This is a genomic window from Pseudomonas sp. URMO17WK12:I11 (assembly GCF_007677725.1).
Lineage (GTDB): Bacteria > Pseudomonadota > Gammaproteobacteria > Pseudomonadales > Pseudomonadaceae > Aquipseudomonas.
Genome location: NZ_VEDF01000001.1, coordinates 610,318 through 624,849 on the forward strand (window position 1 = coordinate 610,318; position 14,532 = coordinate 624,849).

At 62.2% G+C, this 14,532-nt stretch carries 15 protein-coding genes; 5 read left to right on the forward strand and 10 right to left on the reverse strand.

The features are described 5' to 3' along the window. Nucleotides 1-20 precede the first annotated feature (20 nt). The 3 genes from FS665_RS03025 to FS665_RS03035 form a co-directional block, all read right to left on the reverse strand. Complete coding sequence (locus FS665_RS03025; protein ID WP_145183149.1) at nucleotides 21-671, reverse strand: DUF2589 domain-containing protein; 651 nt, start codon at nucleotides 669-671, stop codon at nucleotides 21-23. Nucleotides 672-734: 63 nt separating this feature from the next. Continuing rightward, nucleotides 735-1,115: a Mor transcription activator family protein gene (locus FS665_RS03030; protein WP_145183152.1), complete on the reverse strand. Its 381-nt coding sequence runs from the start codon at nucleotides 1,113-1,115 to the stop codon at nucleotides 735-737. 232 nt (nucleotides 1,116-1,347) lie between these two features. Continuing rightward, nucleotides 1,348-1,806, reverse strand: coding sequence for a hypothetical protein (locus FS665_RS03035; protein WP_145183155.1), 459 nt, complete (start codon nucleotides 1,804-1,806; stop codon nucleotides 1,348-1,350). A 148-nt stretch (nucleotides 1,807-1,954) separates the two neighbouring features. On the opposite strand from FS665_RS03035, the gene FS665_RS03040 reads away from it, so the two are divergent. Next, on the forward strand, nucleotides 1,955-2,143 hold the full coding sequence (locus tag FS665_RS03040; RefSeq protein ID WP_145183158.1) for a hypothetical protein: 189 nt from the start codon (nucleotides 1,955-1,957) through the stop codon (nucleotides 2,141-2,143). A gap of 34 nt (nucleotides 2,144-2,177) precedes the next feature. Here FS665_RS03040 and FS665_RS03045 read toward each other — a convergent pair whose 3' ends face one another. Further along, complete coding sequence (locus tag FS665_RS03045; RefSeq protein ID WP_145183161.1) at nucleotides 2,178-2,552, reverse strand: fe2+ zn2+ uptake regulation protein; 375 nt, start codon at nucleotides 2,550-2,552, stop codon at nucleotides 2,178-2,180. Between the two features lie 198 nt (nucleotides 2,553-2,750). On the opposite strand from FS665_RS03045, the gene FS665_RS03050 reads away from it, so the two are divergent. After that, nucleotides 2,751-5,057 carry an acylase gene (locus FS665_RS03050; protein ID WP_145183164.1) on the forward strand — a complete coding sequence of 769 codons (2,307 nt, stop codon included), beginning with the start codon at nucleotides 2,751-2,753 and terminating at the stop codon, nucleotides 5,055-5,057. A gap of 53 nt (nucleotides 5,058-5,110) precedes the next feature. Here the strand turns inward: FS665_RS03050 and lpxH are convergent, their stop codons facing one another. Together lpxH and FS665_RS03060 are read right to left on the reverse strand one after the other, a co-directional pair. Continuing rightward, complete coding sequence (gene lpxH, locus FS665_RS03055; RefSeq protein WP_145183167.1) at nucleotides 5,111-5,836, reverse strand: UDP-2,3-diacylglucosamine diphosphatase; 726 nt, start codon at nucleotides 5,834-5,836, stop codon at nucleotides 5,111-5,113. After that, nucleotides 5,833-6,333: a peptidylprolyl isomerase gene (locus tag FS665_RS03060; protein ID WP_145183170.1), complete on the reverse strand. Its 501-nt coding sequence runs from the start codon at nucleotides 6,331-6,333 to the stop codon at nucleotides 5,833-5,835. Before FS665_RS03060 ends, lpxH begins: the two co-directional genes overlap by 4 nt. Before the next feature lie 248 nt (nucleotides 6,334-6,581). Between FS665_RS03060 and FS665_RS03065 the strand changes: the two genes are divergently transcribed. Together FS665_RS03065 and cysS are read left to right on the forward strand one after the other, a co-directional pair. Then, nucleotides 6,582-8,285, forward strand: coding sequence for a glutamine--tRNA ligase/YqeY domain fusion protein (locus tag FS665_RS03065; RefSeq protein ID WP_145183173.1), 1,704 nt, complete (start codon nucleotides 6,582-6,584; stop codon nucleotides 8,283-8,285). A gap of 9 nt (nucleotides 8,286-8,294) precedes the next feature. Then, entirely contained in the window at nucleotides 8,295-9,677 is a 1,383-nt protein-coding gene (gene cysS, locus FS665_RS03070) for a cysteine--tRNA ligase (RefSeq protein ID WP_145183176.1), read from the forward strand. A gap of 33 nt (nucleotides 9,678-9,710) precedes the next feature. Here cysS and FS665_RS03075 read toward each other — a convergent pair whose 3' ends face one another. The 4 genes from FS665_RS03075 to FS665_RS03090 all read right to left on the reverse strand — a co-directional run bounded on the left by FS665_RS03075 (nucleotide 9,711) and on the right by FS665_RS03090 (nucleotide 13,425). After that, nucleotides 9,711-11,102, reverse strand: coding sequence for a HAMP domain-containing sensor histidine kinase (locus FS665_RS03075; protein ID WP_145183179.1), 1,392 nt, complete (start codon nucleotides 11,100-11,102; stop codon nucleotides 9,711-9,713). Continuing rightward, nucleotides 11,080-11,760, reverse strand: coding sequence for a response regulator transcription factor (locus FS665_RS03080; protein WP_145183182.1), 681 nt, complete (start codon nucleotides 11,758-11,760; stop codon nucleotides 11,080-11,082). Before FS665_RS03080 ends, FS665_RS03075 begins: the two co-directional genes overlap by 23 nt. Nucleotides 11,761-11,904: 144 nt before the next feature. Next, nucleotides 11,905-12,924: a branched-chain amino acid aminotransferase gene (locus FS665_RS03085; RefSeq protein WP_145183185.1), complete on the reverse strand. Its 1,020-nt coding sequence runs from the start codon at nucleotides 12,922-12,924 to the stop codon at nucleotides 11,905-11,907. 123 nt (nucleotides 12,925-13,047) lie between these two features. Beyond that, nucleotides 13,048-13,425, reverse strand: a complete 378-nt coding sequence (locus tag FS665_RS03090; RefSeq protein ID WP_145183188.1) for a glyoxalase superfamily protein — start codon at nucleotides 13,423-13,425, stop codon at nucleotides 13,048-13,050. Between the two features lie 272 nt (nucleotides 13,426-13,697). On the opposite strand from FS665_RS03090, the gene FS665_RS03095 reads away from it, so the two are divergent. Next, nucleotides 13,698-14,531 carry an urease accessory protein UreD gene (locus tag FS665_RS03095; RefSeq protein ID WP_145183190.1) on the forward strand — a complete coding sequence of 278 codons (834 nt, stop codon included), beginning with the start codon at nucleotides 13,698-13,700 and terminating at the stop codon, nucleotides 14,529-14,531. Nucleotide 14,532: the final 1 nt, after the last annotated feature.

Genomic DNA, 14,532 nt, shown 5'->3' on the forward strand with positions numbered 1-14,532 from the left:
CAACCGGTCAAGCGGCGAGATCAGCCTTCCTTACCGTCTGCACCTGGGGTTGGATCATTTTGCAGTACGTCAACCTTGGAAATTTCGTCCGGGCTCTGCAGCGTGCTGTCCTTGACCACGGTCGGCTTGGTGGCCGCTTCGGTCAGGAAATCGATCACCCGCATCATCGCCTCTGGCGGATCCTGGCGGCGCAGCGAGGTGTTGAAGGCGTAACGGGCGCGGGTATCGGTTTTGCGGGTCTGGGTCGATTTACTGCTGATGCTGCCTTTGACATCCAGCTTGAAAGGCCCCCAGCCGAGCGATGCGGCCATTTCGCCGCTCTTATTGGACTCGCTGAAATCTTCAGCCATCTGGCTGATGGTCAGCTCGAACTCGACGTTGCCTTCTTCGATGGAGATGTTTGGGTGGGTAATGGCCGCCAGCAGCGGCACCTTCATCGTTTTGCTGACGATACCTTTGTATTCGCCCTGTTCGTCGACGATGGTTTCGTCATAGTCGAACTGGATCGCGACCGCTTTGCCGTCCTGTACACAGACCTGCATGAGGAAGTCGGCGTAGGATTTACTCGCGGTGACCTGGGCTTGCACCATTGCCTGCAGTGGCGCGGAGATCATGCGATCCATCGGCAGGGCGTTGATGACCGAGCCGATGAGGCTGTTATCGATGGACATGGGAGGTTACCTCTTACTTCAGGGTGGAGCGGCCGCATCAGGCGACCGCTTGGGGGTTCGCCGTCAGCGCGGGCAGTGTTCCTGGCGACGGATGTTGCCGATTTGGCGCAGGCTCAAGCCGTATTTATCGGCCAATAGGCTGCGGGACAGCCCATTGGCGCTTTCTTTTTGGATTTGCAAATTGCGCAACTGGCGCAGGAAATGGTCTGCCTTGGGGATTTCCAGCGCTACCCCGGCGAAGCGTTTGATCAACGCGTCCAGGGCATCAGGCGGTAGCACGCTGGCCAGCTTGGTGCGTTCACGGTGCTTGGGAATGTACTTGGGTCTGCCACCGTAGGCGCAGGTCAGGTGGTAGGCATTTTCAAGACCGATGCACTCGATCAGAGCCTGCAGCGAGTGCGGTAACTGGCTTATATCGATGGCGGTGAGATCTGGCAGCTCCATTGGAAAATTCCTCGCGGTAGATGGGGCGCGATGCCGATGGGTGGCATGGAGGAATTCTCGGTGAGGGTCAGAGCGTGCCGCTAGGCGCCAAGTGGGCTGGGACTTGTAGTTTCGGTGAGCAGGACTTGCAGGCAACGATGGCGTAGCGTGTAGGACGAAATCCCTTCATTGCCCTGCAGCCCTTAATTTTCCTGGGGTATTAGTGCTGCCAGCGCTTTAGCTATCAACACCCTCAGTTGCACGGGTAGGTGGCCATCAGGCTGGCTCCGCGCAGCGAGGCATGCGCTGTGCCGTCGGCGGCCTCTGGCAAGCTGCGCCAATCGATGACGACACACAGGCTGTGCAGCGGTTGCCCATCGAGCATGCCGACGGGACTGCCGGGAATCGCGCGCTTGTAGCGAACCTGCGTGGTATCCAGCGCCTGGACATGCTCGGCCTGGCCCAAGGCCTGGCGTGCAAGCTCAGGCAGCGCCGCCTGGTCGATGGTGAAATAGGCCCGCCCTGGACCGGCAGCGAAATGCCCTGCGGCGCGAGTGCGTTGCCAGAGCTGCTGCCACTGGCTGCTGCCGGCATGGCTGGACAATTGGCTGCCCAGGGTGAGTAGCCGCTCGGGCGCCACCTGGCGCGTGTCAAGCGCAAAGGCGGGCAGGGTGGGGGTAAACAAGCTCAGGAACAGGACGAAGCGGCGCATGGTGCCTCCAGCAGGGATTGGGGTCATCCCATGCTTTCAGGTCGTGCGCGGCAGGCTAAGCAGGAAATGCAGCGCCGCAGGCCACGGGCGTTGTATCATTGCCACCGCTCATTGCGAGCCCATTGCCCCGATGTTGAAGGAATTTTCGATGACACACGTGCAGCGCCTCAAATACTCGCTTCTGATCATCCTGGTGGTGTTGGGCCTGATGCTCGGGCTGTCACATCTGCAGAAGCAAGGCACGATCAGTGAGCAGACTTTCCAGGGGCTGGCCATTGCCATTGCAGTGGTGGTGGTGGTGATCAACGGCGTCCTGCGGCGCAAGGTCAAACGCTGATGGCATTGGCCGGCACTGCAAGCCGGCCATCCGCTCAGCGGGCTTGGTTCTGCTCGAGCACGGCCCGCGCTTCGGGCTTGAGGCTGTAACACTTGTCATTGCCAAGGCTGATGACGCCTTCGCTGCACAGCCGCTTGAGCACCTCGCGCACGCTCAGGAACGACAGCGGAATGTCCAGTTGCTCCAGCTGCGCATGCACTCCGCGCACACCGATGCTGCGCCCGGTGCGATCGGCGTTGTGCAAGGCGTCGATCACCTTCAGGCGGATCAGGCTGGTACGCAGGCCATAGCTGCGCAGCAATTCGCGTATCTGCTCGTTGCCCGTACGCTCGTCCCCGCTGGCGTCCGCTCCGTTGGTCGCCTTGGCCGGGCCACGCCCGGTCTGCAATGAAGATTGCGGGTTGTACATGTGAATGCTCCTTTTCGTGGACGGCCCCGAAACAGGGGTGGCACTTATTAGGACGAATGAGATCGGCAAATCTGCAGTGCAGCGCGAAAAGATTTGCTGCTGGTGTCTCTACAAGACGGTTTACCTGGTTTGGTCGCGTAAAATTTTCATGAGGTCATTCGTTTGAACGGGACATGACCCTGAATCCGAGGAATGCCCGTGTTGCCTATTTCGCGTCCACTGACCTACGCCAGCCTGGCAGCTGCGCTGCTCCTCCCAAGCGCTGCTGCGCAAGCCGCCAGCCTCGATGCCAGTGCGCAGATCCGGCGTACCAGTTTTGGCATACCGCACATCGTGGCCAAGGACGAGCGTGGCCTGGGTTATGGCATCGGCTATGCCTATGGGCAGGACAACCTGTGCCTGCTGGCCAACGAGGTGCTCACGGTCAATGGTCAGCGCTCGCGCTATTTCGGTGCCGACGGCAAGACCCTGGAGCAACGCGATAACCTGGCCAGCGACCTGTTCTTCACTTGGCTGAACACGCCAGAGGCGGTGGATGCGTTTCTGCGCGCGCAGCCGGCGCCGGTGCGCGCACTGCTGGATGGCTATGCCAGCGGTTTCAATCGCGTGCTGGCTGAACGGCAGCGCCAGGGCTTGCCGGCCGAGTGTGGCGATGGTCAGTGGGTGCGGGCGATTACCAGCCAGGATTTGATCAAGTTGACCCGTCGCTTGTTGGCCGAAGGCGGGCTTGGTCAGTTCGCCGAAGCGCTGGCCGGGGCGCAGCCGCCCACGCTTGCCGCTGAACGCAGCGCCACGGCCTTTGACGCAGCGTTGGCCCAACAGCAACGCTTCGCCTCCGAGCGCGGCAGCAATGCGGTGGCGGTCGGGGCGCAGCGCTCTGCCAATGGCCATGGCCTGCTGTTGGCCAACCCGCACTTTCCTTGGCTAGGCGGGATGCGCTTTTACCAGATGCAGCTGACTATTCCAGGCAAACTGGATGTCATGGGCGCGGCCTTGCCCGGTCTGCCGGTGGTCAATATCGGCTTCAACCAGCACCTGGCTTGGACCCATACGGTGGACACGTCCAAGCACTTCACCCTGTACCGCCTGCAACTGGACCCCAAGGACCCGACCCGCTATCTGCAGGACGGCAAGTCCACAGCGATGAAGCAGCACACCGTGAGCGTCATGGTCAAAGGCGTCGATGGCACCCTCAAGCAGGTCCAGCGGCAGATCTACAGTTCCAACTACGGGCCAGTGGTGCAGTGGCCAGGGCGCCTGGACTGGGACAACCAGGCGGCCTACAGCCTGCGCGATGCGAATCTGGACAACACTCGGGTCTTGCAACAGTGGTATCGCATCAACAGTGCCGACAGTCTGGCTGCCCTGAAAGGCTCGATCGAGCAACTGCAAGGCATTCCCTGGGTCAACACCCTGGCAGTCGATGCCGCTGGCAAGGCGCTTTACCTCAATCAGTCGGTAGTGCCGTATGTGGATCAGCAGTTGCTGAGCCAATGCGGCAATCTCGCGGCGCAGGGCCCGCTGGTGGTGCTGGACGGCTCGCGCAGCGCTTGCCAGTGGAAGAGCGACGCCGAGGCCGCGCAAGCTGGCATCTTCCCCGCACGGCTGTTGCCAAGCCTGCAGCGTGGCGACTTCGTGCAAAACTCCAATGACCCCGCCTGGATGGCCAATCCGGCCCAGCCGCTGACCGGTTTCTCGCCGTTGATCAGCCGCAGCGATGAACCCCTGAGTCTGCGTGGGCGGTTTGCCCTGGCGCGTTTGCAGGGCACAGCCAAGCTGGGTATCGACGACCTGCAACGCATGGTGCTCGATGACGAGGTCTACCTGGCGCAACTGGTGCTGCCCGATCTTCTGCACTGGTGCAAGACGGCCCCGACCGACGTCAAAGCCGTGTGCTCCAGCCTTGCGGCCTGGAATGGCAAGGCTGATCTGGACAGCGGGCTGGGCCTGGTGCACTTCCAGACTATGCTCGAGGCATTGAACGAGCATCCGCACAGTTGGCGCGTGGCCTTCGATCCAGCAGACCCGCAGCACACGCCACGCGGATTGGCGGTAGAGCAGGCCGACGTGAGCAACTGGCTGCACGCAGCGGCGCAGGCATCGTTGCAGCAAGTGGCTCAGGCAGGCATTCCAGCCGATAGTCGTTGGGGGCAGATCCAGCAGTCTGTCGACGGCACACCGGTCCCAGGCGGGCCGCAGCAACTGGGCATCTACAACGCCATGTACAGCGTGCCCCATGACACGGGCAAGCGCCTGGTGGTCAGCGGCACCAGTTACCTGCAATTGGTCAGCTTCACTGACCAAGGACCACAGGCGCGCGGTTTGCTGGCCTTCTCGCAATCCAGTGAAGCCGGCTCCGCCCACGCCAGTGACCAGACCAAGGCTTTTGCCGCCAAACAGCTGGCAGCATTGCCTTTCACCGAGGCGCAGATCAAGGCGGATCCGCAGTACCGGCAGTATGTGATCAGCGAGCAGAACAGTCAGGCAGTGGCTCGTCAGCCTTGAGCTCAGCTCGCCAGCGTACCCCTTCGCGGAGCGCGCCCGCGAGGGGGGGGCGCTTAGCAAGCGAAGTCGAATGGCTCCAGGGCAAAACCCTGCTCATCGACTTGCAGGGTCCAGCCGCGCCGATCCCAGTCGCCGAGCACGATGCGTCTGGCCGGCTCGCCATCCACCATCAGCTTGTGAATCGCCGGCCGGTGCGTGTGGCCATGCACCAAGGTGCGCACGCCATGCGCAGCCATCACCCTCGGCACTTGCTCAGGCGTGACATCGACGATGTCGGTGGCCTTGGCGCGTACCTGCGCGCGGCTCTCGTTGCGCAGTTTGCGCGCCAGCTTCTGCCGGGTAGCCAACGGCAGGTGACGCAGAATCCACAAGCTCACGGGGTTGCGCAGGTAGCGGCGCATTTTCATGTAGCCCACATCGCGGGTGCACAGGGTGTCGCCGTGCATCAGCAACACCGCCTCGCCGCCCAGCTCGACCACGCTGGGGTCGGCCAGCAAGGTGCAGCCTGCGGCCCGGCAGAAGTCTGCGCCGATCAGAAAATCGCGATTGCCATGCATCAGGTAAACTGCCGTGCCGCTGTCGCTGAGCTGGCGCAAGGCCTGGCAGATCGACAGTTGGAACGCGGTCATGGCGTCATCGCCAATCCACGCTTCGAAGAAGTCGCCAAGGATATACAGCGCCTTGGCGTGCCGAGCACGGCCGTCGAGCAAATCTAGAAACGCCCGGGTTATGTCCGGGCGTTCTTCTTGCAGGTGCAGATCAGAGATCAGCAGGATCACTCAACGATCTCGGCTTTCTCGATGATCACGTCTTCTTTCGGCACGTCCTGGTGGCCGGCCTTGGAGCCGGTGGCGACCTTTTCGATGGCATCGACCACTTCACGGCCTTCGATCACTTCACCGAATACCGCGTAGCCCCAGCCTTGTACGTTCTTGCCGCTGTGGTTGAGGAAGTCGTTGTCCGATGCATTGATGAAGAACTGCGCCGAGGCCGAATGCGGCTCCATGGTGCGGGCCATGGCAATGCTGTACTTCTTGTTCTTCAGGCCGTTGTCGGCTTCGTTCTGAATGCTGGCGCGGGTCTTCTTCTGGCTCATGGTGCCGTCGAAACCGCCGCCCTGAATCATGAAGCCCTTGATCACGCGGTGGAACACGGTGCCGTCGTAGTGGCCGTCCTTGACGTACTGAACGAAGTTCTCAGTGGTCAGCGGCGCTTTTTCGGCGTCCAGTTGCAGGACGATGTCGCCGTGGTTGGTGCTCAATTTTACTTTGGACATGCTCAAATTCACTCTTTCAAGGCGTTCGGAAATGGGCTGCGCAGCGCGCGTGTAGTCACCTGACGCAGGATCGGGCAAGCACGACACATGTTCATGAACATGACGCATGGCGGCCATTTTGCCCGCAACGGGATAAATCACGCCAGTTTGTCGGTGCCCCGGCTGTCAGCAGCTTGACTGCTTCGGCTATGATAGGCCCTTTGATTCAATCGGCCTACCCAGGCCGGACACGTGCATTCAAGGATCCTATGAGCAAGCCCACTGCCGACAACGCGCCCAACGCCGCTGCCAAAGGCGCTCCCGCCGTCCCTGCGAACTTCCTGCGGCCGATCATCCAGGCCGACCTGGACTCGGGCAAGCACAGCAGCATCGTGACCCGTTTTCCGCCGGAGCCCAACGGCTACCTGCACATCGGCCACGCCAAGTCGATCTGCGTCAACTTCGGCCTGGCCAAGGAGTTCGGCGGCGTCTGCCACCTGCGCTTCGACGACACCAACCCAGCCAAGGAAGACCAGGAATACATCGACGCGATCCAGCGCGATGTGAAATGGCTGGGCTTCGACTGGGCAGGCGATGTGCGTTACGCCTCGAACTACTTCGACCAGTTGCACGACTGGGCGGTTGAACTGATCAAGCGTGGCAAGGCTTATGTCTGCGACCTGACCCCTGATCAGGCCAAGCAGTACCGTGGCAGCCTCACCGAACCGGGCCAGAACAGCCCGTTCCGCGAGCGTAGCGTCGAGGAGAACCTTGATTTGTTCGCGCGCATGAAGGCCGGCGAATTCAAGGACGGCGAGCGCGTCCTGCGGGCGAAGATCGACATGGCTTCGCCGAACATGAACTTGCGCGATCCGATCCTCTATCGTATTCGCCACGCCCACCATCACCAGACCGGTGATAAATGGTGCATCTACCCGAACTACGACTTCACCCACGGGCAGTCGGACGCCATCGAAGGCATCACTCACTCGATCTGCACCCTGGAGTTCGAAGGCCACCGTCCGCTGTACGACTGGTTCCTCGATAACCTGCCGGTACCGGCGCATCCGCGTCAGTACGAGTTCAGCCGCCTGAACCTGAACTACACCATCACCTCCAAGCGCAAGCTCAAGCAACTGGTCGACGAGAAGCACGTCAGCGCCTGGGACGACCCGCGCATGTCCACCTTGTCGGGCTTCCGTCGCCGCGGCTACACCCCGGCATCGATCCGCAACTTCTGCGAAATGATCGGTACCAATCGCTCCGATGGCGTGGTCGACATGTCGATGCTCGAGTTCTGCATCCGTGACGATCTGGACCGCACCGCGCCACGGGCCATGTGCGTCCTTCGCCCCTTGAAGGTGGTCATCACCAACTACCCGGAGGGCCAGGTCGAGCAGCTCGAACTGCCGCGCCACCCCAAGGAAGACATGGGCGTGCGCGTGCTGCCGTTCGCCCGCGAACTGTACATCGACCATGATGACTTCATGGAAGCCCCGCCCAAGGGCTACAAGCGCCTGGAACCCGGCGGCGAAGTGCGTCTGCGCGGCAGCTACGTGATTCGCGCCGACGAAGCGATCAAGGACGCCGCGGGCAATATCGTCGAGCTGCGCTGCTCGTACGATCCCGACACCCTGGGCAAGAACCCCGAGGGCCGCAAGGTCAAGGGCGTGATCCACTGGGTGCCGGCCGAGGCCAGCATCGAATGCGAAGTACGCCTGTACGACCGCCTGTTCCGTTCGGCCAACCCGGAGAAAACCGAGGAGGGTGGCAGCTTCCTGGACAACATCAACCCGGACTCGCTGCAGGTGCTGCGCGGTTGCCGTGCCGAGCCATCGCTGGCCCAGGCGCAACCTGAAGACCGCTTCCAGTTCGAGCGTGAAGGTTACTTCTGCGCCGACCTCAAAGACAGCCAGCCGGGTCGTCCGGTGTTCAACCGCACCGTCACCCTGCGTGACTCCTGGGGCAGCTGAGGAACCGCCGTGCTTACCATCTACAACACGCTGAGCAAGACCAAGGAAACCTTCAAGCCACTCGATGGCAACAAGGTGCGCATGTATGTGTGCGGCATGACCGTCTACGACTATTGCCACTTGGGCCATGGCCGCAGCATGGTGGCATTCGACCTGGTCACGCGCTGGTTGCGCAAGAGCGGCTACGAGTTGACCTATGTGCGCAACATCACCGACATCGATGACAAGATCATCAATCGCGCCAACGAGAACGGTGAAGCGTTCGACGCCCTCACGGCGCGCATGATCGAAGCGATGCACGAAGACGAGCGCCGCCTGAACATTCTCAAGCCAGACCTGGAGCCGCGTGCCACTGACCACATCGCTGGCATGCACGCGATGATCCAGACCTTGATCGACAAGGGCTACGCCTACGCGCCAGGTAATGGCGACGTGTATTACCGGGTCGGCAAGTTCCTCGGCTACGGCAAGCTCTCGCGCAAGAAGATCGAAGACTTGCGCATCGGTGCCCGCATCGAGGTCGACGAAGCCAAGCAGGATCCACTGGACTTCGTGCTGTGGAAGGGTGTCAAGCCAGGCGAGCCCTATTGGGATTCGCCGTGGGGCCCCGGCCGCCCTGGCTGGCACATCGAATGCTCGGTGATGTCCACTTGCTGCCTGGGCGAGAGCTTCGACATCCACGGCGGTGGCAGCGACCTCGAGTTCCCGCACCACGAGAATGAGATTGCCCAGAGCGAGGCAGCTACCGGCAAGCAGTACGCCAACGCCTGGATGCACTGCGGCATGATTCGCATCAACGGCGAGAAGATGTCCAAATCATTGAACAACTTCTTCACCATCCGCGATGTGCTGGCCAAGTACCACCCAGAAGTCGTGCGCTACCTGCTGGTGGCTAGCCATTACCGCAGCGCCATCAACTATTCCGAAGACAGCCTGCGCGATGCCAAGGCTGCTCTGGAGCGCTTCTACCATGCCCTGCGTGGCTTGCCGCGGGTCGCAGCGAAGGGCGGCGAAGCCTTTGTCGAGCGTTTCAGCGTGGCGATGAACGATGACTTCGGTACACCTGAAGCCTGCGCCGTGCTCTTCGACCTGGTGCGCGAGATCAACCGTCTGCGCGACAGCGATGTGGAGGCCGCGGCAGGCCTGGCAGGGCGTCTGCGCGAGCTGGGCGATGTGCTCGGTGTGCTGCAGTTGGACGCCGACGATTTTCTGCGTGCGGGCGCCGAAGGCAAAGTCGATGCGGCTGAGGTCGAAGCCTTGATCCAGGCCCGCCTGCAAGCGCGTGCCGACAAGAACTGGGCCGAGTCCGACCGCATTCGCGACCAGATCACTGCCATGGGCGTAGTGCTCGAAGACAGCAAAGGCACCACCACCTGGCGCCTGGCTGACTGATCAGGGCAAGCGGGGCCGCCTGGCGGCCCCGTTCTATTTGGCCAAGCCGGCCAGCGGACAGTGCAGTACCAGCTTCGCCCCGCCCAACGCACTCTCGCCGATTTCCAGGGCGAACCCGTGCAAGTCGACGATCGCTGCAACGATCGACAAGCCCAAGCCGAAGCCTGAATGGCGATGGCCTTCCTCACTGCGATAGAAGCGCTTGAGCACTGCCGCGCGCTCTTCTTCGGGGATGCCCGGCCCGCTGTCTTCGATGGCGATGTGCACACCCGCTTCATCCTGGGTAGCGGTGATCGCCACGCGACCCGCCTGCGGCGTGAATTTGATGGCATTGCCAACCAGATTCGCCAACGCTTCGAACAGCAGCTCACGGTCGCCATGCAAGGCGGGTAGGCGTTCGGGTTGCTCGAGTCGCAGGCGAATGCCGCCATCTTCTGCCAGCGGCAGGTAGAAATCGTGTAGCTCGATCAGCAGTTCGCGCGGATCGAGCTGGACGAAACCGGCGCGGCGCTGACGGTCTTCCAGCTCGCTGATCCGCAGCAGACCCCGAAAGCGCGCCATCAACGTGTCCGTTTCGCCGATAGCCTGGTCGAGCGCCTCGGCCTGGGGTGAGTCGGCCGGGCTGTGCTGGCGGATGCGGTACAGCTGCGCGCGCAGGCGGGTCAGCGGAGTGCGCAGATCGTGGGCAATGTTGTCGCAGACGCCTTTGACCTCATGCATCAAGCGCTCGATGCGGTCGAGCATGGCGTTGACGATGTCGGCCAGCATGTCCAGCTCGTCGCGCCGGGTCGACAGCGGCAGGCGATGCGTCAGGTCGCCGGCAACGATCAGCTCGGCCTGCGCCTGGATGGCACGAATGCGCTTGAGGGGCCGGCGACGCAACAGGTACCAGCCGGCGAAACCCGGAATCAGCGTCAGCGAAATCCCCCACAGCAAGGCATGCAGGATGATGCGCGTGACCACGAACAGCGAGCCATTGTCGCGGAGCAGCACCAGCCAGCGGCCGTCCTGGACCTTGATCGCCACCGCATCGCAGCTGTCGCGGGGCATGTGCGGATCGTCGGCATCGAGGCAGCGCTTGAGTTCGTGAACCTTGCCATCGAGACCCAGCTCCGGGGGAATCGTGCGGATGCGGCCACCGACCGGGTTGAGTTGCGCGTCGAACAGACCATAGGCATCGAAGCTGCGTTCCTCGAAGGCCTGGCTGGCGATCAATGCGTCATCCAGCTGCTTGCCGCTCATGTGGGCGAACAGGTGCTGGCGCTGCAGCATGGAGTGGCGGGTCAACTTGTTCAGGTAACTCGAAACCTCGAAATACAGCACGCCCATGAGGATGCTGCTCCAGGCCACGAAGAGAAAGCTGTACAGCGCCAACAGGCGGCTGGTCGAAGAACTCCAGCCCTTAGACGGGTTCAGCAATGGCATACCCAGAACCCCGTACCGTGCGGATCAGCGGCGACTGGCCGGGGGAGTCGATCTTTTTGCGCAGCCTGCCGATGTGCACATCGATCAGGTTGGTTCCAGGGTCGAAGTGATAGCCCCAGACTTCCTCGAAGATCATCATCCGGGTGATGACCTGGCCGCTGTGACGCATGAGGTATTCAAGCAGCTTGTATTCGGTGGGCAGCAGGTTGAGGGTCTGTTCGCCACGGCGGGCTTCGTGGCTGATCAGGTCCAGTTGCAGGTCGGCCACCTGCAGGCGGGTCTGGGTCATCGGCACACTATTGCGCCGTAGCAGCACCTCGACACGGGCCGCCATTTCATCGGAGGCAAACGGCTTGGTCAGGTAGTCATCGCCGCCGGCACGCAGGCCGCGTACGCGTTCATCGACATCGGACAGGGCGCTGATCATCAGAATCGGGGTGGTGATCTTGAGGTTGCGCAGGGTGGTGACGATGGTCAGCCCATCGACCTCGGGCAGCATGCGGTCCAGGGTGATCAGGTCATACCCGCCGGCGATCGCCTTGGCCAATCCCTCACGGCCGTTGTCGGCCCAGTCCACGTCCAGGCCGTGGCTGGTGAGTTCGGCGACGATTTCCTGGCCGGTAACGGCGTCGTCTTCGATGGTCAATACGCGTGGCATGCTCGTTCCTGGGCGTCTGGTGAAGACTCGATTGTGCCAAAGAATAGCCAAACGGCGATTTAAGAAAAATTCATCTACACCCTGCAAACGAAAACGGGGCATGCCAGACCTGGCATGCCCCGTCGTTCGTTACCTCGTCCGAGCTCAAGCGACCTTGACGATCCAGCCGGCAGGCGCTTCGACGTCGCCGCTCTGGATGCCGGTCAGCTCGTCATAGAGCTTCTGGGTAACCGGACCGACCTTTTCCAGGTCGTGGAAGACGTGCAGCTTGCCGTTGTACTCGATACCACCGATCGGCGTGATCACGGCGGCAGTGCCACAGGCGCCGGCCTCGAGGAAGCGGTCGAGCTTGCTGATCTCGACGTCGCCTTCGACCACCGTCAGGCCCAGGCGCGATTGCGCCAGTTCCATCAGCGACAGACGGGTGATGCCCGGCAGTACCGATGCCGATTTCGGGGTGACGAACTCGTTGTTGGCGGTGATCCCGAAGAAGTTGGCCGAGCCGACTTCTTCGATCTTGGTGTGGGTCAGTGGGTCGAGGTAGATGGCATCGGCGAAGTTGGCTTTCTTGGCCTCATAGCCCGGTTGCAGGCTGGCCGCGTAGTTGCCGCCGACCTTGGCTGCGCCCGTGCCTTGAGGGGCAGCACGGTCGAAGCTGGAAATCTGGAAGTTGTGCGGCTTCATGCCACCTTTGAAATACGAGCCGACCGGAATGGCGAATACCGAGAAAATGAACTCCGGCGCGGTGCGCACGCCGATGTTGTCACCGGTACCAATGACGAAAGGGCGCAGGTACAGCGAACCTTTGCCGTGCGGCGGCACGAACTTCTCGTTGGCCTTGACCACCTGCTTGCAGGCTTCGATGAACACCTCGGTCGGCACCTGCGGCATCAGCAGGCGTGCGCAGCTGCGCTGCATGCGCGCGGCGTTCTGGTCAGGGCGGAACAGGTTGATCGAGCCGTCCTTGCAACGGTAGGCCTTCAGGCCCTCGAAGCACTGCTGGCCATAGTGCAGGGCGGTGGAGCCTTCACTGATGTGCAGCACATTGTCTGCGGTCAGGGTGCCTTGGTCCCACTCACCATTGCGCCACACCGACAAGTAGCGCTTGTCGGTCTTGATGTAGTCGAAACCCAGCTTGTCCCAGTTAATGCTCTCGTTACTCATGACACCCTCGATTGTCTTGCAGGTGCCCGATCGCTCGGGCTGCTGTTATATGCGCACCACGCCACGATAATACAAAGCGTGCTGATCGGAAACGGCCAGTCACGAATTGGCATGCCGACACGCCTAGGCGCTTGCCTGCTCGTCGAGCTGCTGACAGAAGCGCAGCAGATTGCCGAACGGGTCGCGCACCTGCATCTGCAAGCCCCAGTCGACCCGCTCGGCCTCGGGACGGGCATAGCCATAGTGCTTGTCGCGCAGTTCCCGCTGCAGCGCGCTCACATCGTCGGCAGGTATGAAGACGGTCGAGCCCGGGCAGGCGTCGCCATGGTGCTCGCTCAGGTGCAGGATCAGCCCATCGCGGCGGACTTGTGCATACAAGGGCAAGTCCGGGCTGAAGCGGTGCTCCCAGTCCAGTTGGAAGCCGAGAAAGTCGAGGTAGAACTCTTTGGCCTTTTCCACTGAAAAGATGCGCAGGACAGGAATGGCGGCGGCGAGTGACATGGCGGTTCCTTGGGCCAATGGTTATCCCGCGACTCTACCCCAGCACCGAAACAGCGCCAAGCAGCGCCCCTGGGCTGTGCGTGATCGTGTGCAGTGCCCCATGCCAGCGCGGGGGCTGTACAGGTTTCAACTGCGTTCACCTGCGAAGTTGGCCCGCAACCTGCTATATCCAGCCTGCGAAATTTGATCGAGTGGTCAGCCCGCGCCTCAGGTGCAGACGGGGCTTGACCCTCCAGGCGGCCGTCAGGCCAGTACCAACAAGGGGCCGCAGCATGACGCTGGCGCAGCACATCGAGCAAGCAGAGCAGGACGCAGGCTGGAGCGCTTACCTGCAGCTGCGCTTTGTGCAGCGTGACGGCGTGACCCGCCTTGGTGCGCGGCGGCATTTCGGCCCGCTTTTGGTGCAGCGTCCTTTCTACCCGGAGGGAGCACCGTGTCATGTCTATGTGCTGCACCCACCCGGCGGCATTGTCGCCGGCGACCGTCTGGAACTGGACATTCACCTGGCACCGGGCAGCCATGCGCTGCTGACCATGCCGGGAGCGAGCAAGTTCTACCGCAGCATCGGCCCCACCGCGCGGCTGACCCAGCGCTTTCACCTGCAAGCCGGCAGCACCCTGGAATGGCTGCCGCAGGACAGCATCTTCTTCGACGGTGCGCGGGCCACCCTCGACAGCCGTTTCACCCTCGAGCCCGGCGCGCGGCTGCTGGCATGGGAAACCCTGTGCCTGGGCCGGCCGGTGATGAACGAGCGTTTCGCCCACGGTGCGCTGGACAGCCGCTTGTGCATCGAGCTGGCGGATGACCCCGGCTTGCACGAGCGCCTGCGCATCAGCGGCGGGCAATTGGGCAAAGTGGCCGGCCATCCGCTGCTGGCGACATTCTGCGCAGCACCGGCCGGCCCGGCACTGCTGGAACAGGTGCGCGTCGTGCTCGATGCGTTGTCTGTTCCAGCCGGCGCGACCTTGCTGGGTTCGCTGCTGGTGATCCGTCTGCTCGATCACGACAACCAACATCTGCAACAGACCCTGCAGCGCCTTTGGCACCTGCTGCGTCCGGCCGTGCTCGGCCTGCCAGCGTGCCCGCCGCGAATCTGGGCCACTTGAG